The 21,012-nt window shown below is 39.7% G+C and carries 14 protein-coding genes; 8 read left to right on the top strand and 6 right to left on the bottom strand.

Annotated elements, in window-relative coordinates; translation table 11 throughout:
- Positions 1–61: 61 nt before the first annotated feature.
- From pgi to RM539_RS01360, 3 genes are all read left to right on the top strand, one after another.
- Complete coding sequence (pgi, locus tag RM539_RS01370) at positions 62–1,693, top strand: glucose-6-phosphate isomerase (protein ID WP_311501683.1); 1,632 nt, start codon at positions 62–64, stop codon at positions 1,691–1,693.
- Between the two features lie 189 nt (positions 1,694–1,882).
- Positions 1,883–4,648, top strand: a complete 2,766-nt coding sequence (locus RM539_RS01365; RefSeq protein WP_311501682.1) for a TonB-dependent receptor — start codon at positions 1,883–1,885, stop codon at positions 4,646–4,648.
- A gap of 81 nt (positions 4,649–4,729) precedes the next feature.
- A complete protein-coding gene (locus RM539_RS01360) occupies positions 4,730–5,167 on the top strand; it encodes a hypothetical protein (RefSeq protein ID WP_311501681.1) in 438 nt (145 codons plus the stop codon).
- A gap of 94 nt (positions 5,168–5,261) precedes the next feature.
- On the opposite strand, the gene RM539_RS01355 is transcribed toward RM539_RS01360, so the two are convergent.
- Positions 5,262–6,332, bottom strand: coding sequence for an endonuclease/exonuclease/phosphatase family protein (locus RM539_RS01355; protein WP_311501680.1), 1,071 nt, complete (start codon positions 6,330–6,332; stop codon positions 5,262–5,264).
- An 89-nt stretch (positions 6,333–6,421) separates the two neighbouring features.
- Here RM539_RS01355 and RM539_RS01350 point away from each other — a divergent pair, with 89 nt between their 5' ends.
- Together RM539_RS01350 and RM539_RS01345 are read left to right on the top strand one after the other, a co-directional pair.
- Positions 6,422–9,247: a TonB-dependent receptor gene (locus RM539_RS01350; RefSeq protein WP_311501679.1), complete on the top strand. Its 2,826-nt coding sequence runs from the start codon at positions 6,422–6,424 to the stop codon at positions 9,245–9,247.
- A 67-nt stretch (positions 9,248–9,314) separates the two neighbouring features.
- Entirely contained in the window at positions 9,315–10,706 is a 1,392-nt protein-coding gene (locus RM539_RS01345) for a DUF5689 domain-containing protein (RefSeq protein WP_311501678.1), read from the top strand.
- Here the strand turns inward: RM539_RS01345 and RM539_RS01340 are convergent.
- Positions 10,703–11,962, bottom strand: coding sequence for a DUF389 domain-containing protein (locus tag RM539_RS01340; RefSeq protein WP_311501677.1), 1,260 nt, complete (start codon positions 11,960–11,962; stop codon positions 10,703–10,705). The genes RM539_RS01345 and RM539_RS01340 overlap by 4 nt on opposite strands.
- Positions 11,963–12,122: 160 nt before the next feature.
- Positions 12,123–15,563 carry a transcription-repair coupling factor gene (gene mfd, locus RM539_RS01335; RefSeq protein WP_311501676.1) on the bottom strand — a complete coding sequence of 1,147 codons (3,441 nt, stop codon included), beginning with the start codon at positions 15,561–15,563 and terminating at the stop codon, positions 12,123–12,125.
- Between the two features lie 139 nt (positions 15,564–15,702).
- On the opposite strand from mfd, the gene RM539_RS01330 reads away from it, so the two are divergent.
- Genes RM539_RS01330 through RM539_RS01320 form a run of 3 tightly spaced genes read left to right on the top strand, consistent with a single transcriptional unit; the run spans position 15,703 to position 18,239 of the window.
- On the top strand, positions 15,703–16,098 hold the full coding sequence (locus RM539_RS01330) for a DoxX family membrane protein (protein ID WP_311501675.1): 396 nt from the start codon (positions 15,703–15,705) through the stop codon (positions 16,096–16,098).
- 7 nt (positions 16,099–16,105) lie between these two features.
- Positions 16,106–16,882, top strand: coding sequence for an SDR family NAD(P)-dependent oxidoreductase (locus RM539_RS01325; protein WP_311501674.1), 777 nt, complete (start codon positions 16,106–16,108; stop codon positions 16,880–16,882).
- A 4-nt stretch (positions 16,883–16,886) separates the two neighbouring features.
- Positions 16,887–18,239: a dihydrolipoyl dehydrogenase family protein gene (locus RM539_RS01320; RefSeq protein WP_311501673.1), complete on the top strand. Its 1,353-nt coding sequence runs from the start codon at positions 16,887–16,889 to the stop codon at positions 18,237–18,239.
- A 26-nt stretch (positions 18,240–18,265) separates the two neighbouring features.
- On the opposite strand, the gene RM539_RS01315 is transcribed toward RM539_RS01320, so the two are convergent.
- The 3 genes from RM539_RS01315 to RM539_RS01305 all read right to left on the bottom strand — a co-directional run bounded on the left by RM539_RS01315 (position 18,266) and on the right by RM539_RS01305 (position 20,932).
- Positions 18,266–19,054, bottom strand: a complete 789-nt coding sequence (locus RM539_RS01315) for a TspO-related membrane protein (RefSeq protein WP_311501672.1) — start codon at positions 19,052–19,054, stop codon at positions 18,266–18,268.
- Between the two features lie 12 nt (positions 19,055–19,066).
- On the bottom strand, positions 19,067–19,696 hold the full coding sequence (pdeM, locus tag RM539_RS01310) for a ligase-associated DNA damage response endonuclease PdeM (protein ID WP_311501671.1): 630 nt from the start codon (positions 19,694–19,696) through the stop codon (positions 19,067–19,069).
- A gap of 81 nt (positions 19,697–19,777) precedes the next feature.
- A complete protein-coding gene (locus RM539_RS01305; RefSeq protein WP_311501670.1) occupies positions 19,778–20,932 on the bottom strand; it encodes a methionine aminotransferase in 1,155 nt (384 codons plus the stop codon).
- Positions 20,933–21,012: the final 80 nt, after the last annotated feature.

Genomic DNA, 21,012 nt, shown 5'->3' with positions numbered 1-21,012 from the left:
TTAAGTTCAGAAAAATATGGTAATTTCTTAGGAATAGAATATTAAAAAATTTAAACATCAGATGAAAAATATAAATCCAACCAAAACTGAAGCCTGGAAGAAACTGAAAGAGCATTATAATGAAGTAAACCAGTTACAGATGAAAGATCTTTTTGCTGAAGATGAGCAGAGGGGATCTGAATTCACTGTAAAATGGGAAGATTTTTATCTTGACTACAGTAAAAACCGAATTACTGCTGAAACCAAGCAGCTTCTTCTGAAGCTGGCAGAGGAATGTAAGCTGAAAGACGCGATGGATTCCTATTTTGGTGGGGATGAGATTAACCGGACTGAAGGTCGCGCTGTATTGCACACTGCCCTTAGAGCCGGTAAAGAAAAGAACATTACAGTAGAAGGCGAAAATGTACTTTCTGAAGTAGAAGAGGTAAAAGCAAAAATTAAGGCTTTCACCAATGAGGTGGTTACGGGAAGTCGTAAAGGTTTCACTGGAAGTGAGTTTACAGATGTTGTGAATATTGGCATTGGTGGCTCCGATCTTGGTCCTGTTATGGTTACGGAATCCCTCAAATTTTATCAAAATCACCTGAATGTTCATTTTGTTTCGAATGTAGATGGCGATCATGTACATGAAACATTAAAGGATCTTAATCCTGAAACCACCCTTTTTATTATAGTTTCCAAATCTTTCACTACGCAGGAAACCCTCTCTAATTCTACAACTATAAGAAGCTGGTTTCTGAGACATGCGCCACAGGATGCTGTTGCAAAACACTTTGTAGCAGTTTCAAGCAATGTGGAAAAAGTAAAGGAGTTTGGAATAGATCCTGAGAACATATTCCCGATGTGGGATTGGGTTGGTGGAAGGTTTTCTTTATGGAGCGCCGTGGGGCTTTCTATAAGTCTGGCGGTTGGATATTCCAATTTTGAATCCTTATTAGAAGGAGCCCGTAAAATGGATGAGCATTTTAAAAACACCGATTTTAGTGAAAATATTCCGGTGCAATTGGCACTGCTCAGCATTTGGTATAATAACTTTTTTGAAGCCGAGAGTGAGGCTGTAATTCCATATTCGCAATATTTACATAGAGTGCCTGCCTACCTGCAGCAGGCTATTATGGAAAGTAATGGCAAGAGTGTAGACAGGAATGGCGAAAAAGTCAATTACCAGACCGGAACTATTATATGGGGGGAGCCGGGAACAAATTCCCAACATGCTTTCTTCCAGCTTATTCACCAGGGAACTAAACTCATACCTGCAGATTTTATCGGCTTTAAACATTCCCTTTTTCTTGATAAAGACCATCATAATAAATTAATGGCAAATTTCTTTGCACAAACAGAAGCATTGCTGCAGGGTAAGACTGAAGAGGAAGTACGGGCAGAGTTTAAGGAAAAGTCCCTTTCAGAAGAGGAAATAAATCAACTTCTGCCGTTCAAAGTGTTTGAAGGAAATAAGCCCACTAATACTATTTTGATAGAAAAGTTAACCCCGGAAAGTCTCGGTAAACTCATCGCTATGTATGAGCACAAAATCTTCGTTCAGGGGGTAATCTGGAATATTTTTAGTTACGATCAATGGGGAGTGGAATTAGGAAAGCAATTAGCTTCTGAAATCCTTACGGAAATGGAAAATAATGCGGTTCAAAATCATGATTCTTCTACTAAAAACCTCTTAAAATTCTTCATTAAATAATTTGTATTTGTTTGTTGAAAACCTGTTGATATACATAAGTACCAAATAGACAGGTATTTGAAAAAACACACTAGTTTTGCGGTGCGGCAGATGTTAAAGTTAAAAATCTTAACATTCGGATAATCTTAAACGTTGGTCTTTTAGCTTCATTTGCCGTGAATTTTCTAATCAAAAACAAACAAAGAAAACATGAGGAAATTATTAGTATTAGCGTTGTTTTTAACATCTGCTACAATTTTTGCTCAGGGAACTATTACAGGTACGGTAATAGATTCTGAAATGAATTCACCCCTTCCCGGGGCCAATGTTGTAGTTGTAGGAACTCAACAAGGAGAAATGACCAATTTTGACGGTAATTTTAGTCTTGATGTGGAAGACGCTACTGGACAAATTAGAATTAGTTTTGTTGGGTATGTTACCAAAACCGTAAATTTTAATGTCTCTGGTGGAAATACACAGAATTTAGGTGAAATCTCATTGGAGCCAGATTCAAATGCGCTTTCAGAAGTAGTGGTGACTGGTGTTGTAGATCTGGCAAAAGACCGTCAAACACCGGTGGCTGTTTCAACAATTAGATCTACTGAAATTCAGGAAAAGTTGGGAAACCAGGAATTTCCAGAAATTTTGAGTACTACCCCTTCTATTTATGCTACTAAACAAGGTGGTGGATTCGGGGATTCGCGTATCACAATCCGTGGTTTCGATACTCAAAACTCGGCTGTAATGGTTAATGGCATTCCTGTTAATGACATGGAAAATGGTTCTGTGTACTGGAGTAACTGGGCAGGTTTAAGTGATGTTGCAACTGCAATTCAGGTTCAGAGAGGACTTGGCTCTTCAAAACTTGCCGTATCTTCTGTAGGAGGGACCATTAATGTTGTAACTCGTTCGGCGGAGAGGTCAGAAGGAGGATTTGTAAAAGCTAGTTTGGGGAATGATAATTATTCAAAAACGATTGCTTCTTATAATACCGGATTAAATGATAATGGCTGGTCTGGCTCATTTTTATTAAGCAGGACATCTGGTGATGGCTATGTTAACGGAACTGAATTTGAAGGTTATAATTATTTTATAGGAGTTGGATATCAGGCTGGCGAAGACCATGATTTTAACTTTATGCTCACAGGTGCGCCTCAACAACATAATCAAAGAGGTGCCTTCACCAGATTATCAAGTTATCTTGAATATGGTGAAGGCGGAGAACCTAATGAAAAATATAATCCTGATTACGGATACAGAAATGGTGAAGAATTCACATTTGCGGGTAACTTTTATCATAAGCCAATTGCCTCATTAAGCTGGGAATGGGATATCAGCAGTATTTCTAAATTATCTACTACAGCATATGCCTCTTTTGGGCGTGGAGGCTCTATTGGTGCTATTGGTAGAATAAACGGAATGGAGTCTTTTGCTTTACCTAAAACCGAAGATGGTTTGATTCCTATAGATGATATTTTTGCATATAACTCAGGACAAAATGTTCCTTCTTTAGGAGGCACTAGAGAAGGTTATACTGGAGGAGGAAATCAATATCAGGGAGAATTTGTGAATGGACACAATTCCGAATCTGATTATGTAGATAATGAAGATTATATTTATGGATCTGAAAATGGCATTTCACAGCGTTCATCGGTTAATTCTCATAACTGGTTTGGTTTAATTGCCAATTTCGAGACCGAATTAAATGAAAGTTTAACTTTAGATGTAGGAGCCGATTTGCGTTCGTATAAAGGTTTCCATTACAGAAGACTTGTAGATCTAATGGGAGCTGATGCTTATGTTTCAAGCATGGATAGAAATAATCCTTACAGGTTTTTAACTGAAACTTATGAGCCAACTGCAGGGAATACTTTGAATGTTTTTAAAAGTATTGATGATGAAGAAAAAATTGACTACTATAATGATGGTCTTGTAAGATGGGCTGGAGTTTTTGGCCAGTTAGAATATATACAAGGTGATATATCTGCATTTGTTCAGGGGTCTTTATCCAATCAGGGGTTTAAAAGAGTGGAATATTTTAATGAAACTCCAGGGAATCAGGAAACTGATTGGGAAAATATCCTCGGAGGAAATATAAAGGCCGGAATGAACTATAACATTGATGTGAATCATAATGTTTTTGGAAATATTGGTTATTATTCAAAGCAGCCTCTATTTGATGCAGTTTACATCAACTTTGGTAACAATCTTAATCCAAACTTAAACAATGAACAGGTATTTGGTGTCGAACTAGGTTACGGTTTCCGTTCGCAGTTCTTTAACGCCAATGTGAATCTTTACAGAACCTCTTGGGCAGACAGATTTGAAAGTACTTCAGCGGTCTTCAATCAGGATACACCCGATGAGATTAGAGGAAGTGCTAATCTCTTAGGTATCACTCAGGTTCACAAAGGTGTGGAATTTGACTTTTACGGAAGAATTGGTAATAAATTCAGATGGAATGGTATGTTCTCTCTCGGAGACTGGGAATATAAGGATGATATAACAGCAACCTACTTCGATCAAAATCAGAATCCAATAGAAGGTGTACCTGAAGCAGTTTTAAATTTAGATGGTGTAAAAGTTGGTAATGCAGCTCAGTTAACTGCAAGTTTAGGTGCGGATTATCAAATAATCGATAACTTAAGTGTAGATGCTACTTATCGGTATGCAGATAACCTTTATGCCGATTTTGATGCCACTGATGCTCTAAATGATCCTGATTTTGAAGTTTTTGAACTGCCTTCTTTTGGATTACTAGATCTTGGAGCTTCTTACGGTATAGATCTTGGGCAAAATAGGCTGAATTTTAGAGTTAATGTAAATAATGTTACAGATAACATTTACATATCAGAATCTCTTACAAACGTTTTAGCTGACCCGGATGCTACTACTTATGATGGCGTAAATGTTAGGAATAATGTATTCTTCGGATGGGGAAGAACATGGAATGCAAGCGTAGCGTTTAGATTTTAATATTTGAAATATATTTGTATGGAACGCCCCAATTTCGGGGCGTTCTTTATTTAAATAGGTATCTTTGCTAAAAATTTACTTATGTACACTACTATTCAATTTATCCACTCTTACTGGGCGTTTTTGGTTCTTATTGTATTACTTATTGCTAGCTTTAATGCCATTATAGGTTTTGCCAGTAACAAAGAATACGGCGCCACAAATTTCAGGATTGCTTTATTTACACTTATTGTTTCACATATTCAGTTATTGATAGGAATATTACTTTATTTTACTGCTCCCTATTTCAGGATGTTCAGTGAAGTGGGAATGGGAGGTATAATGGCAGATGATACTTTACGTTTGTATAACGTGGAGCATCCCCTAATGATGATTATAGCTATTGCTTTAATCACCATTGGATACTCCAAACATAAGAAGAAGCTTACTTCAAGGCCAAAATTTAAAATACTGGCTATTTTTTATACCCTTGGATTATTGGTCATGCTCACACGAATTCCCTGGAGCGCCTGGTTTTAAGTTCTCATCACTGACCGTTCCCAAAAGGAAGGGAGCTATCAAGCTCTGTGGAATGTTGCCAGAGAGATTGGTTTATCCTCCCCCTTAGGGGGAGTTAGAGGGGGGATTTAATAAGGTAAATATAAACCGGAAAATGATCGCTGTAGCCGCCCGTATAACCTCCATAACCATAACTTCTAAAAGGATAGCCCTTGTACTGCCCATTGGCAGTGATTAAATATTCCTTATTAAAAATCCCGGCTTTATAAAACTGGTAATTGCTGTAGCTATTTCCTGTTAATGGCTGGCTCAGGATTATCTGGTCAAATAAATTCCAGTTATCCCGGTAAGCGAGTGTTCCGTGGCCTTCTTTTAGCATTTTCTCCATGGGATTATATAGTTGCTGAAATTGAAGGTTTTCCTTTGTTGCTTTTGTCTGCAATACTTTTTTAAAACTTTTGTTAGTAGGATCATCATTAAAATCTCCCATACTTATAATCTTCGCATAAGGATTTATCTGATAAAGAGAATCAATAATCTGCTTATTTAAATATGCTGCTTTTTCCCGCCTGTAGCTACTTTTCGCTTCACCACCGCTTCTGGATGGCCAGTGATTTACAATAAAATGTATTTCTTCCCCGTTTAGCAATCCGGTTACCACCAGCTGGTCCCGGGTATAAACACGTTTGGAGGGATCGTCAGATTCGTAAAGCATCAGTCTTCTGGATTGAGAATTAAGCGGACTAAAAACTGCCTTTTTATAAAGCAGCCCAACATCAACACCACGACTGTCCGGCGAATCATAATGTATACTCCCGTAATCTTCCGAAGAAAGATTAGAGTGGCTCACCAGTGCTTCCAGCACTTCCAGATTTTCAATTTCACATAGCCCGATAACTGCCGGGGAGCTTCCAGATTTTTCCGCGCCTATTTCAGAAAGCACTTTGCTGATATTAGCAATTTTATCCCTGTATTTTTCTTCAGTCCAGAAATCTTTTCCCGAGGGCGTCCGGTCATCATCAAAAGTGAACGGATCATTTTCAGTATCAAATAAATTTTCGACGTTATAGAAGGCTACGGTGATAATTTCATATGATTTTGCCTCCTGTCCCAAGGTGCTTTGAGCGGAAAAAAGGATGGTGATAATCCAGATTCCCAGTAAAGACAAGCATTTGTACTTTTTCATTTAGTAAGAAAAATAGTTCTTTTAAGTTATTGAAAGTATGAAAGTTATGTGAATTAATTATTTATATTCGATTACTTTTTTAGGTATGGATGGGAAACAAATTTCTTCTGATTCTGCTGCTAATTTGGTTTCCCTACAAATCCATTTCGCAGTCGGCTTCTATTAAAGGTAGTGTGGCAGATAGCCATACTCTGGAAGCAGTCAGTTCAGTCAGGGTTTTAATTGATGGTACTTTTCTGGAGACAGATACCGACGCTGCCGGTCATTTTTTTCTGAATTCTGAAGAAATTCCGGAAGGTGATCTAATTCTTATTTTCATAAAATCAGGATATGAAATTCTGCGTATTCCGGTTGTAATGGAAGCGACGCACAAGGAACTGGGCATGATCTTACTTATACCGGATTTTTCTGAAATACAGAGACAAATCAGTACTATCAGCCTTTCCGATAATGAACTGAACGAGGAGGAGGGAAGCTATGATAATCTCACCGGACTTTTACAGGCTTCCCGTGATGTTTTTCTTAATGCCGCTGCCTTTGACTTCAGTGCAAGCTTTTTCCGGCCCAGGGGCTTCGACAGTGAAAATGGCAAATTACTTATTAATGGCATTGAGATGAACAAGGTTTTTAACGGAAGGCCGCAGTGGAGTAACTGGGGCGGGCTAAATGATGTACAGCGTTCACAAATTTTTTCAATGGGAATCTCTCCTTCCGAAGTTAGTTTTGGCGGACTCGCCGGCACTACAAATATCATCATGCGTGCTTCAGAATATGGGGAAGGCGGCAGGATTTCTTACGCGGCATCAAACCGCAGTTATACGGGCAGGATTATGGCGACCTATAATTCCGGGGAATTGCCACACAACTGGTGGTATTCTATTTCCATTTCCAGAAGATTTGCTGAAGAAGGCTATACCGAAGGCACTTTGTACGACGCCAACTCTGTTTTCCTTGCGGTGGAAAAAAGGCTCAATCCAAAGCATTCTCTAAATTTCACCAGTTTTTATACGCCCAATTTCCGCGGAAAATCTTCAGCAAATACTGAAGAGGTTTTTAATTTGAAAGGTCGCCGGTACAATTCGTTCTGGGGCTATCAGGATGGGGAAATCCGTAATTCCAGGATTAGGGAAATTAAAGAACCCGTTTTTATGCTGAACCATTACTGGCAGGTTTCCAATAAACTTCAGCTGAACAATAACCTTTCCTACCAGTTTGGTAGTGTGGGCAATTCCAGGATAGATTTTGGCGGAACAAATTTGTCGATTTTTAACGGACAGGAAAGTTATGTTGGCGGCGGCGCAAATCCAGATCCTGCTTATTACCAGAAATTGCCGGGTTATTTTCTGCGTTTTGAAGATAATGCCAGTTACGAGTCCGCTTACCGGGCTCGGGAGGATTTTGTTGAAAACGGGCAAATTGACTGGCCGTCTTTATACGCAGCAAATATAGGTTCTGCTGCTACTGGAGGGAATGCCATTTATGTTATTGCTGAAGATCGTAATGATGACCAAACCATTACTGCCAATTCCATTCTTACGGCACGGCTTAGGGAAAATATTGAATTAAATGCCAAAGCAAGTTATACGTCCTTAAAAAGCGAAAATTTTGCTGCGGTTAAAGATCTTTTAGGCGGAACGGGTTATCTGGATATCGACTTTTTCGCGGAAGGAACTTCGGAAAATTCTGAAGCTGATGCCGCTCAAAGTGACCTTCAGAATAGGAATAATATTGTGGGGGAAGGAGACCGGTTTAAATACAATTATAAACTTAATGCAGAAATAGCTGAAGCTTTTGCTCAAATTCAGTTTAAATTCAATCGGGTCGACTTCTTTGTTGCCTCAAATATTTCTCAAACCACCTACCAGCGTAATGGATATTTTCAGAATGGTACATATCCGGAAAACTCTTTAGGTAAAAGTGAAGCCTTAAATTTTACCAATTTCGGCTTCAAAGCCGGCGGCACTTATAAATTCTCCGGAAAACATCTTTTTAGTCTAAATTCGGCTTATTTCACAAAAGCACCAAATCTGCGGAATTCCTTCTCCAATTCCCGTCAGAATAACGAAATTGTGGAGGGGTTGCAAAGCGAACAATTACAATTTGGTGATTTAAGTTACCGTTTTCGTTCACCCAAACTCAACCTGCGGTTTACCGGTTATTATGCTGAAATTCTTGATGCCACCGAAATCTCTTTTTATTATGCAGATGGCCTTTCGGGCTTGGGGAGAACCGGAACCACGGCATTTGTACAGGAAGTGCTTACTGCAATTGATAAACAACATTTGGGAGTGGAATTTGGCGCTGAAAGTCAGCTTACTTCTACCATAAAGCTTAAGGCCGCAGCAGCAATCGGTCAGTACGTTTATGCCAACAATCCTAATTTATATCTCACCTCCAGCAGTTTTGATGAAGCGGTGGATTACGGAACTTCCTATTTGAAAAATTACAGGATTGCCGGTGGGCCGCAGCGGGCAGCTCAAATTGGTTTTGAATATCGTGATCCTGATTACTGGTGGTTTGGGACTACAGTGAATTTTCTCTCTCATGGTTTCGCAGATGTAAGTCCGCTAAGCAGAACGGCAAATTTCAGAACAGATTCAGATGGCTTACCTATTCTTTCTTATGATGAAGAACTGGCCCGGGAGATGCTAAAGCAGGAACAGTTTGAAGATTATATCCTGGTAAATGCCATAGGCGGCAAATCCTGGAGGATTAAGGATTACTACCTGGGATTCTTTTGCAGCCTCAATAACATTTTTGATGTACTGTATAAAACCGGTGGTTTTGAGCAATCCCGTAGCGCTAATTTCCTGAGTTTAAAAGAAGATTTTGAAAGGGATCAGCCGCTTTTTGGTTCCCGATACTGGTACGGTAACGGCAGTACGTATTACATCAATTTTTATATAAGATTTTAGCACATCCTGCAAGGTTTGCAAAACCTTGTAGTATTTAATTGAGTTTTAGGCATTTAATATATTGATTATGATAACATTTAATAAAAATTTTTTTAGAGGCACTGCCGCATTAATCCTGCTTTTTACTTCCTGCGTACAAACCGATGATTTTGACCTGCCGGAAGCTGAACTAAATGAAATAACAATCGAAGGAAACCTCACCAGTATTACTGCGGTAAAAGGAAATTTTAATGCTGAAACGGGAGAGATTTATACATTCCGGGATACCGGTATTTATTTTGAAGCTTATGTGGTTTCCAGTGATGAAGGTGGTAATTTCTATAAAGAGCTGGTGCTTCAGGATAAGCCGGAAAATCCAACTTCCGGAATTGTGATTTTGGTAGATGATAATTCCCTGCATGACAGTTTTAACTTCGGAAGAAAAGTTTTTGTAAAACCGGACGGCCTGAGTTTATGGTACAACAATGGTGTGCTTCAACTGGGAATCCAAAACAGGGGGAATGTGGTAGCCATTCCGGCTTCTTTAATAGATGAACATCTTATACGTTCTGAAATTACTGCGGAAATTGTGCCGCTTAAACTGAAGATTACCGATTTTAGTGATCGTATTAAGAATCTTTTTGTGCAGGTGGATAATGTGCAGTTTAACCGAAACCTGGTGAGAGACGAACATATTTTTTCTTTCGCATCAGAAAATACAGATGAATATGATGGCATCCGCCAATTGGAAAGCTGTGAATCCGGAGCAACCGCGATGTTAACCACCAGTACTTTTGCCGATTTTAAGTCTTTGTTGCTTCCGCAGGAATCAGGGAGTATCAGAGCTGTTTTAGGCCGGGACTTTTATGATGATTTTTACGTATTGGCTTTAAATACTCCCCGGGATTTAGAATTTTCAGGAGAAAGGTGCGATCCTGAATTTTTTAAATGTGGAAATAACCTGAATGAAGGGCCGGAGGTTATTTTTAATGAAGATTTTACTGAAGTTACTACCCTTACGGCATTGGCAAACCGCGGCTGGCGAAATTTAAATGTAAGTGGCGGCAGTGGAAAATTTAAGCCGGGTACGAGTAACGGTAATCGCTACTTCAGAATTTCTGCTTATAATACCACTGAAAATCTTCTTGAAGCCTGGCTGGTAACGCCGGGAGTTAATCTTGATGGGACTACAGGGGAAGTTTTTTCCGCAGATGTCATGGCGTCTTTTGATAATGCTACCATATTAGATATTTATGTGACAACCGACTTTACCGGAAATCCAAAAACTACTGAATGGCAGCTTCTGGAAGCTAACATCCCGATGGGCCCGTCCAGCCAGAATGCCACAGCCTATACTAATACCAAAATCGATATTTCCTGCCTTGAAGGCACGGTACATTTCGGATTTCATTATCTGGGCGGGGTGCCTGATAAAACCACTACTTATGATGTGGATAATGTAAGGGTGACAGGGTTTTAATCTGTTACAACATGAATCTGGTACACCTCGTAAATATTCTCATAGGGATATTTCATGTTCTTTTTTAAATGCCGGATGATGCCATCTTCCAGCTCCTCATGGGAAATAACCGTATCGGTTTTTAAAATGGTCGCCTCAAAATTTGCAATAGACTTATTGCCCATTTTCGTATTGGTGAAGGTTACGTCTTTGTTCAGCACTTTAATGTGAGGGATTTTTTTAAGTTCGGTATCCAGTACTTCGGCCAATTCTGTGTTCATACTGGCCTTTCTAAGGAATGGCGGCCGGCGGAATTGCCAGTACATCATTGCCCCAATGCCTAAAAATACCACAATGGTAGTAATTAAGCCGGTTTTTTTAGCTCCTTTTAAAAAACGTACTCCGTTGGGAGTAACCTTTCCGTAGAAATAAAATACCAGGGTGGCCGCAAAATGAATACCCAGCAATTGCAGCAAAATCCTGTAGAGACTGCTTAACACTACTGGCCAGTCCATCATATAAAGCCCGGCACCTATCAAACCTACCGGGGGAGCCAGGGAAGCTGCCACCAGGATACCCACAGCCGCACCGGAAACAAGGCTATCCCTCTGGGATTGGCAAATATTTATTGCTCCTGCAAAACCTGAGACCAGGGGCAAAAAAATGGCAAATTTAGATACCTGGCTTACCTCTTCCATCAGCGGAGTGAGGGTTTTTAATGGAAAAATGAGTGTAAGGAGAAAACTGGCAATTATACCGGTTGTAATAGCCACTGCATACCTCATTAAACTGCTTTTTAGTAAGGGAGCCTTCCCAGCAGCAGTAGCGAGTGCGGCATTCATGGCAGGCCCCGCAAAGGGAGCAACCAGCATGGCCGCCACCAGCAAATAAGTGGTAGTGGTAAAAAGGCCAATCCACACAATTATTCCCGCTACAAAGGAATAACCAATGAGCCCAAACATGGAGCCCACACTTTGTATTCCGCCAAGATAAATTTCCAGCGAACTTTTAGGTTTTACATCTGCAACCTGGTCTGGAGATTCTGAGGCTGGGGGATAAAGCGTAATTACACCTCGCGGAATCAGACTGATTTCAGGTTCTTCAAATTCATCAATCTTCTTTAAAAAATTGTTCACCTTCTCATTGGGTAGATAAACTATAAAAGCATCTTCCTTTTCAGAAGATAAATCAACTGTATTTTTTCCATTAAATTCAGAAATAGTTTCCAGTATCTTTTCCTTATTTCCTTTAGGAACTTTTATAATGAGTTGGCGCATTGCGTATTCTTATTCAGATAGAAATTGTATAAAATGTTTATCTAAAAGGTAAGCATTCACCTGAAAAATAAGAACAGCCTTAAGGGAATTTTAGGTTTTGAATATGATAAAGGCCTCACAGGTTTCCAATACCTGTGAGGTGTAATTTATTAAGAACAGCTTAAGCCTCTACGTCTTCCTCTTTTTTAATTCTGAAGTCGAGTGGTTCCAGTACCTTTAAAGCTGCTTCTATAGAAATGATTTTGTCAAATGTTAATAGCAGTCGCAGTCCGGAGCGTGTTTTTTTCTCCTTCATCGTGCATTTGTTCCGGTGTGTTTGTACATATTGCAACACCCGGGTAAAGGCATTGGTCTGGTAAAACCTGGATTGCTGATCTGAAATAAAATAGCCTATCATTTTGCCCTGTTTCAGTACAACTTTTTCCAGACCAATTTTTGAAGCAATCCATTTTATACGAACGCTGTTTAGAAGGTCTACGGCCTGTGTGGGCAATTCTCCAAAGCGGTCGGTAAGTTCGGCCTCAAATTTCTGCAATTCTTCTTCTGAAGTTATATTATTAAGCTGGGTATAGAGGTTCAGCCTTTCAGAAATATTATTGATATAATCGTCGGGAAAAAGAATTTCAAAATCGGTGTCAATTTGTGTGTCTTTTACAAATATCTTGTCCTCCACACTTTCGGTTTCGCTATACAGATCCTGAAATTCGTTTTCTTTCAGCTCCTCAATAGCTTCATTCAGAATTTTTTGATAAGTGTCAAAGCCAATTTCATTGATAAATCCGCTTTGTTCGCCACCCAGTAAATCCCCCGCACCACGAATTTCAAGATCTTTCATCGCGATGTTAAAACCACTTCCCAGTTCTGAAAATTGCTCTAAAGCGGTCATTCTTTTTCTCGCTTCTTCCGTCATTGCAGAATACGGTGGAGTGATAAAATAGCAAAAGGCTTTTTTGTTGCTTCGGCCAACCCTGCCGCGCATCTGGTGCAGGTCTGAAAGTCCGAAATTATTGGCGTTATTGATAAAAATGGTATTAGCATTGGTAACATCAAGGCCGCTTTCCACAATAGTTGTCGAAACCAGAACATCAAATTCGCCATTTATAAAGCTGAGCATCAGCTTTTCCAGTTTTTTACCTTCCATTTGGCCATGGCCTATTCCTATTCTTGCGTCGGGAACCAGCCGCTGGATCATCCCGGCCACTTCCTTAATATTTTCTATACGGTTATGGATAAAGAACACCTGCCCGCCGCGTTGGATTTCATAAGAAACGGCATCGCGAATGCTTTCTTCAGAAAACCTTATCACGCTGCTTTCTATTGGATAGCGATTAGGCGGTGGAGTGGTAATAGTGGATAAATCCCGGGCAGCCATTAAACTGAACTGAAGTGTTCGTGGAATTGGTGTTGCCGTTAGCGTTAAGGTATCCACATTTTCCTTAATGGTTTTTAGTTTATCCTTTACTGAAACCCCGAATTTCTGCTCCTCGTCTACTATTAGCAGCCCCAAATCTTTAAATTTAACCGATTTGTTTACCAACTGGTGTGTTCCAATTATAATATCCACTTTTCCACTTGCAAGATCGGCTAATGTTTCCCGGCGTTCTTTTGCAGTTCTAAACCTGTTAAGATACTCTACAGTAACCGGAAAATCTTTTAATCTTTCTGAAAATGTTTGGTGATGCTGAAAAGCGAGAATGGTTGTGGGGACTAACACAGCAACCTGTTTACCGTTATCAACAGCTTTAAAAGCAGCACGAATGGCGACTTCCGTTTTTCCGAATCCCACATCACCACAAACAAGGCGGTCCATGGGACGCTCATTTTCCATATCTTCTTTTACAGCCTGTGTTGCCGTGCTTTGATCTGGAGTATCTTCATAAATAAAAGATGCTTCCAATTCATGTTGCAGGTAAGAGTCCGGACCGTAAGCAAAACCTTTTTGCAACCTTCGTTTAGCATATAATTCAATTAAATTATAAGCGATATTTTTAACCCGGGCTTTTGTTTTGTTTTTGAGGTTTTTCCAGGCGCTGCTTCCTAATTTGTAGATCTTGGGGGGCTTGCCGTCTTTTCCATTAAATTTGGAAATTTTGTGCAGGGAATGAATGCTCAGGTACAAAATATCACGCTCCCCGTATATAAGCTTTATAGCTTCCTGCTTTTTGCCTTCCACATCTATTTTCTGCAGTCCGCCAAATTTTCCAATTCCGTGGTCAATATGGGTAACATAATCGCCCACTTCCAGATTGGTTAGCTCCTTCAGCGTAATTGCCTGCTTTTTTGCGTACCCGTTTTTCAGGTTAAATTTATGGTAGCGCTCAAAAATCTGATGATCGGTATAGCAAATATTTTTGGCCTCTTCATCTATAAAGCCCTGGAACATGGAGAGCACCAGGGTTTGATATTTCACTTCACGTTGGTGATCGTCAAATATATCGTGAAAACGTTTTGCCTGCTGTTCGCTAACGCAAAAAATATAATTTTTATAACCGCTTTCCTGGTTTTCAATAAGGTTATCAATCAGCAAATCAAATTGCTTATTAAAAGAGGGTTGGGGTTTGGTGTTAAACTGAATTACATTAGCGTCACCTTTAACTTGTTTCAGAGCATCTCCGTTTGAAGATTCTGAATGACGGAGATATGATTGGTTGCTGAGTTCCACCACTGCAAAATCCAGCAGCTGTTTTTTAATAATTTCGGCATTGCAAAAAAGTTCAATGGGTTCGCTATGCTTTACTTCTTCAGAAAGGCCTTTAAAAGCTTCTTCAGCTTTGCTAAAGAGTTTCTCAATTTGAGCTGAAAACAGGTCGAGATTTTTAATAAAAATTAGCGTATTCTCTGCAATGTATTTCAGAAAACTTTCGCGCACTTCGTCCAGGCGTTTGTTTTCCACATTTGGCATAACAGAGATTTTCTTCACCTTATCTGTAGAAAGCTGTGTCTCCACATCAAAACTCCTGATGCTATCTACTTCATCTCCAAAAAATTCTATGCGGTAAGGTTCATCGTTGCTAAATGAAAACACATCAATAATTCCGCCCCTCACCGAAAACTCCCCCGGTTCAGTAACAAAATCCACCCTTTTGAACTTGTATTCAAAAAGCACCTCATTCACAAAATCAATAGAAAGTTCATCACCCAGGCCAATCTTGAGTGTGCTTCTATCCAGTTCTTTACGGGTGACTACTTTTTCAAAAAGAGCATCGGGATAAGTGACAATTACCGCAGGTTTTTTGCGGGAGTTGATGCGGTTTAAAACTTCGGCACGAAGTAAAACATTGGCATTGTCAGTTTCTTCAATCTGGTATGGTCTTCGGTAACTTCCGGGATAAAAAAGCACGTGCTCTTCTCCAATCAGCTGCTCCAGGTCATTCAGATAATATGCGGCTTCTTCCTTATCGTTAAAAATCAGCAAAAACGGATTTTCAGCTTCTTTGAATGCATTAAAAATTACAAAGGAAAGTGATGAGCCTATAAGGCCTTTCAAATGTATCTTTGCTTTGTTGGCATCTGGCGTGAAGTCTAAAGAGGCAATAGCGTTTTGCAATTCCTGCTGAGGCAGGGATTGTGCAAAGCTTTGGGCAATAGCAGATTTACTCATTCCTGCAAATATAATTCGTGCTCTAATGCCCTCCAACACCTGAACAATTTTTTAACTATTGCTTCACAGCCTTTACAAGTTTTACCATTTCCATAACACAAGAACTGCGGAAGCTTGGCTAATTTCAGAAAAATTATTTATGTCCAGTCAACAGCTTGCTTATGTTCTTGCCAGGATTACCCTGGGCCTGAATTTTCTTTTACACGGACTGGTGCGTATTCCAAAACTGGAAAAATTTGCATCAGGACTTGCTTCGGGCTTTGAAGGTACATGGATGCCAATAGCTATAGCTGAAGGTTTCGCCTACATTTTGCCATTTATCGAATTCCTTCTGGGGCTGCTTATTTTAATAGGTTTTAAGACAAGGCAGGTATTAGTGGGAGCGGCAATTCTTATAATGCTGCTAATTTTTGGCAGTGGGTTGAAGGAAGACTGGGGAGCAGTGGGAACGCAAATGGTTTACGCGTTATTTATTTTTTTTCTGCTCGTTTACCTTGAATATAACCGGCTGGCGCTGGACACAAAATCAAAATAGAAATTAAATGGATTTACAACTAAAAGATAAAAAAGCATTCATTTCAGGCTCTACAAAAGGTATTGGGCTGGCTGTTGCAAAATTACTGGCTTCAGAAGGTGCAAAAGTGATTATTAACGGGCGTTCACAGGATTCTGTGGACAAAGCTTTAGCTGAGATCAAAAATGCTTATTCTTCCGCAGAAACAGAAGCTGTAGTATGTGATTTTTCAAAACCTGAAGAAATTGAAAATTTAATTGCTGAAGTAGGAGATGTTGATATTCTTATAAACAACGTTGGTGTTTTTGGTAATAAAGATTTTATGGATATTACCGATGAGGACTGGAAAAACTTCTATGAGATAAATGTGTTGAGCGGTGTTCGGCTTTCAAGGGCATTTTTGCCGGGAATGTTGGAAAGAGACTGGGGCAGGATTATTTTTATCTCCAGTGAAAGTGCATTAAATATTCCGGTGGAAATGATTCACTACGGGATGACGAAAACAGCCCAGTTAGCCATTTCCCGTGGACTTGCTGAAACAACTAAAGGCAGTAATGTGACTGTTAACAGTGTATTGCCGGGCCCCACATTTTCTGATGGCCTTGAACAAACAGTTCCGGAAGATAAATCCAAAGAAGAATTTCAGAAGGAATTCTTTAATGATGTGAGGCCAACTTCCATTATTCAGCGTTTTGCAAATCCAAAAGAAGTTGCCAATATGGTGGCTTATGTTGCCAGCCCTTTATCTTCAGCCACAAACGGAGCTTCTCTACGGGTAGACGGCGGCGTGGTGAAATATATTTAATTAAATGGGAATTAAAGAATTTGATGTTTTTGTTATTGGCACAGGAACTGCCGGAAAAATTGTGGCTAAAGATTGTGTGGCTGAAGGCCTGAAAGTGGCAATTGCCGATAACAGAGAATTTGGCGGTACCTGTTCCAATCGTGGTTGCGATCCTAAAAAGGTGCTGATGGGTTTGACTGAAATTCTGGACCGGGCCGGAAAGATGAAGGCTAAAGGGATTACAAAAATGCCTGAGGTTAGCTGGAAGGACCTGATGGCCTATAAAAAAACCTTTACCAATGCCATTCCGGCCGCTACCGAAAAGGATTTACAGGAATTGGGTATTGAAATGTACCATCAGTCTCCCAGATTTCTGGATAAAAACACTCTTTCTGTAGAAGGAAAAACAATAAAAGCAAAGAAGATTATAATAGCTACGGGAAACAAGCCGATGCCATTAAAAATTCCCGGTGGGGAACATGCGCTAATAAGTGACGATTTTTTGGAGTTGCCGGAGCTGCCGCAGAGTATGGTTTTTATTGGGGCGGGATATATTGGGATGGAATTTGCTCATGTTGCTGCCAGGATGGGTGTAAAAGTTACTATGATTGATTTTTCCCCAAGAGCACTTTCCAATTTTGATGAAGATATGGTGGCGCACCTGCAAAACGCTTCAGAAGCAATCGGCATAGAATTTATATTTAACGCAGAGGTTTCAGGAATCGAAAAACTGCGGAAGAATTACCGTGTAAATGCGAAACAAAAGGGAAGCCATATCCGGATAAAAGCTGAAATGGTTTTTAACACCGCAGGTCGCATTCCTTCTATTGATGAACTTGATCTTGAAAAAGGAGAGGTTACTTCTTCAAGTGAGGGAATCAGTGTTAACGAAAATTTACAAAACGCCGGCAACAAATCTGTTTATGCCTGTGGAGATGTTGCCGCGAGTGATGGACTCCCTCTAACTCCTCTTTCTTCCAAAGAGGGGAAGGTGGTTTCGGCGAATCTTCTGAATAAAAATTACAAAAAAGACTCACATTATCCGCCACAGCCTTCGGTGGTTTTTACATTGCCAAATCTGGCGTCGGTAGGACTTTCAGAAGAAGAAGCAAAAAAGAATTATAAGGTGCGTGTGGAAAATAAGCTGGTACCGGAATGGTTTAATGCCAAACGCATAAATGAAAATATCTATGCTTATAAAACCCTTGTTGATACCAAAACCGGAAAAATTCTTGGCGCGCATTTGGTTGGCCCGGAAGCTTCGGAAATTATTAATCTTTTTGCCATGGCCATATATGCCGGATTGGATTGTGAGGACGTTCAAAAAATGATTTTTGGTTATCCTACCTGGGGAAATGATATCCAGGGAATGCTATAGAAAGTACTTGGATTGCACTTTAAAATTCAAGATTTCTTCATTTTAGCCATCGGGCTGGTTTCCCTGTTCTTGTAGCCATGGTAGCTTATGCTTAAGAAAATTACTATCGCTGCAATCATTGCGGCCCATGCTAAAGTTTCATTTTCTGAGGAATGCCTTACATAGATTGCTACCAGGGCCCATACACCTACCAGTGCAAATTCTCTCATATTACGAGTGTAAAGAATTGCAAGGTTAACAATACTGGCTGCAACAATCATTATGATAGTCCATTGTACTTCATTTAAAAACCAGCCACTCCAATTAATTTTTGCCAGATAAGCCGATATGTTAGCGATAGTGGCCACCGCAATCCAGCCGGAGTAGAAACAAATTGGCCACCACACAAGGCCAATAATTTTAAGTGGTGCATCCCAGCGTTCCATATTTGTGTTAAGAATAATTTTTACAAGGGAAAACAGAATAATCAACATCAGGATTACAGAAAGTCCCGTAGCTTCATAAAACCAGGCCAGGATCCAGCCGGCATTGGCGATATTTGCAATTATAAACCACGGGCCGGTTTGTAAGACAAAATCAGATTCTTTTTCGGGTTTATAGGCGCTGTAAATCTGAAAGCCGGAGTAAGCGAACAAAGCAATATAAATTACGCCCCAAATAGAAAAAGCATAATCTGCAGGAGTGAACAGGTTGAAATATTTTTCGCTAAGGCTGTTCATGGTATTGCCATTGAGTTTAACAGCCTGGGCGTAATAATTAGCTATAATAGCAACTATAACTGAACAGAAATTAAGAATAGAAAGTTTTTTGGCCATGCTGGAAGGAATTTATTCTATTAAAATAACTTCATTTTTTGTAATTGCGAAAATTTGATCTTCTTTTTCTGGTTGCATCATGTAATTTCCGGTAAATTCTCCAAAAGCCGGTAGTATAAGCTGCTGCGGAGATTTGTAAAAGCAGCGCAGTTTAAGAACCTGCCTGCCTTTTCCCCTTAGCGTGAACCCAGGATGAATATGTCCGCAAATATTAAAAAAGCCTTCATTTTCTTCAGGATGATGCGTAAGAAGGAAATCTCCAATTTTCAGCTTCTGAACAATATCAATTTTGAGTGTCTCATATTTTAATGGCGAAATAACATCATGATTTCCCGCAATAAGCATTACTTCTGAGGATATCAAATTCTTCCAGTTTTCAAATAAGTTCCATTCCGAATTGATTGTGCTATGAAAAAGATCTCCCAAAAAACATATTTTTTGAGGTTGGAAATGATCAACCACAGCATCGAGCTCTTCAAAATTTTTTCTTATCGCTTTATGCGGAACCGCGCTGCCAAATTTCCTGAAATGGGAGATTTTGCCAAGGTGTACGTCACTAATCAGCAACATCTCCTGCTCCTGCCAAAAAGCAGTGCCACAGGGATGAAATTCGAAATTATTATCATTAATTTTTATGGTCATTTCTGGCAATGTCTTTACTGTTGAAGTAGGGAACAGCCTCATACAGCTTAAGGATATAGGGAATAAATGCTGGCTGGTAATCTATATATTATGGAGGACTTCTGCAGCTCTTTCCAGTGTTTCATCGGTTTTGGCAAAACAAAATCTAAGCTGGCTGTTATCTTTTTGCTCATAATTAAAAACCGATAGAGGAATGGATGCCAGCTTGTGATCAATCGTTAAGCGCCTGGCGAATTCGGTGTCTTTTTCATCGGTGATTTTGGCAAAATTGAGCACCTGATAGTAAGTACCCCGGGCAGGTGTGCCGGTGAATTTTGTGCCTTTAATCAATTCCAGAAATTTATCTCGTTTCTCCTGATAAAAGTTGCCAAGGCTTAGGTAGTTTTCGGGATGCTTCAGATATTCAGCAAAGGCTTTTTGAGTGGGATGATTTACGCAAAAAACCGTTAGTTCATGAATCTTCCAAATCTCTTTCATAAGTGCTTCCGGCGCTACACAATAGCCCATTTTCCAGCCTGTATTGTGAAAGGTTTTTCCAAAAGAGGAACATACGATAGCTCTTTCAGCTAAGCCGGGAAAGCGGGATGCACTTTGATGCTCAATATCATCAAAAATTATATGCTCATAAACCTCGTCACTTAATAAAATAATGTTTGTACCCTTTAACAGCGCTTCCAGTTGCTGCATATCATCTTTGGAGAAAACTGTGCCGCTGGGATTATGCGGAGTGGTAATAACAAGCATTTTGGTTCTGGAGTTAATTTTCTCCTTTACTTCCTGCCAGTCAATACAAAAATCTTCTCCCTTCATTTGAACAGGTACGGGTTTTCCACCATTAGATTTTATGGTGGGTTCATAACTGTCATACGCCGGTTTAAAAACAATCACTTCATCTCCGGCGTGTATAAAAGCCGTAATTGCAGCATATATAGCTCCCGTGGCTCCTGCTGTTAAAGTTATTTCCGAATCTGCTTTATACTTTATATGATATAATTTTTCAATTTTAGCCGAAATTTGTTCCCTTAACTCAGGAATACCGTTCATGGGAGGATATTGATTATATCCATCTTTCATTGCTTTATAGACGAGATCTTTCAGCCGGGCATCGGTTTCAAAATTGGGAAATCCCTGTGAGAGATCTATAGCTTCATGTTCCCGTGCAAGGCTGCTCATTACTGAAAAAATGCTGGTTTTTCCTTTAGGAAGTTTTGAAGGGAGACTATTAAAATCAGGCATAACAATATTTTTAAATAAGATGCATAAAAAATCCCGGATTCAGAAAGAATCCGGGATTGATTTATTTTAGAAGTTATGGC

The sequence above is a fragment of the Autumnicola musiva genome, from assembly GCF_031846585.1.
GTDB lineage: Bacteria > Bacteroidota > Bacteroidia > Flavobacteriales > Flavobacteriaceae > Autumnicola > Autumnicola musiva.
Note: the sequence above shows the minus strand (reverse complement) of the source record. Positions and strands in the feature narration are given on the sequence as shown.

Coding starts and splice junctions, on each gene's coding strand:
- pgi (WP_311501683.1), top strand. CDS start 62: ATGAAAAATATAAATCCAACCAAAACTGAAGCCTGGAAGAAACTGAAA.
- RM539_RS01365 (WP_311501682.1), top strand. CDS start 1,883: ATGAGGAAATTATTAGTATTAGCGTTGTTTTTAACATCTGCTACAATT.
- RM539_RS01360 (WP_311501681.1), top strand. CDS start 4,730: ATGTACACTACTATTCAATTTATCCACTCTTACTGGGCGTTTTTGGTT.
- RM539_RS01355 (WP_311501680.1), bottom strand. CDS start 6,332: ATGAAAAAGTACAAATGCTTGTCTTTACTGGGAATCTGGATTATCACC.
- RM539_RS01350 (WP_311501679.1), top strand. CDS start 6,422: ATGGGAAACAAATTTCTTCTGATTCTGCTGCTAATTTGGTTTCCCTAC.
- RM539_RS01345 (WP_311501678.1), top strand. CDS start 9,315: ATGATAACATTTAATAAAAATTTTTTTAGAGGCACTGCCGCATTAATC.
- RM539_RS01340 (WP_311501677.1), bottom strand. CDS start 11,962: ATGCGCCAACTCATTATAAAAGTTCCTAAAGGAAATAAGGAAAAGATA.
- mfd (WP_311501676.1), bottom strand. CDS start 15,563: ATGAGTAAATCTGCTATTGCCCAAAGCTTTGCACAATCCCTGCCTCAG.
- RM539_RS01330 (WP_311501675.1), top strand. CDS start 15,703: ATGTCCAGTCAACAGCTTGCTTATGTTCTTGCCAGGATTACCCTGGGC.
- RM539_RS01325 (WP_311501674.1), top strand. CDS start 16,106: ATGGATTTACAACTAAAAGATAAAAAAGCATTCATTTCAGGCTCTACA.
- RM539_RS01320 (WP_311501673.1), top strand. CDS start 16,887: ATGGGAATTAAAGAATTTGATGTTTTTGTTATTGGCACAGGAACTGCC.
- RM539_RS01315 (WP_311501672.1), bottom strand. CDS start 19,054: ATGGCCAAAAAACTTTCTATTCTTAATTTCTGTTCAGTTATAGTTGCT.
- pdeM (WP_311501671.1), bottom strand. CDS start 19,696: ATGACCATAAAAATTAATGATAATAATTTCGAATTTCATCCCTGTGGC.
- RM539_RS01305 (WP_311501670.1), bottom strand. CDS start 20,932: ATGCCTGATTTTAATAGTCTCCCTTCAAAACTTCCTAAAGGAAAAACC.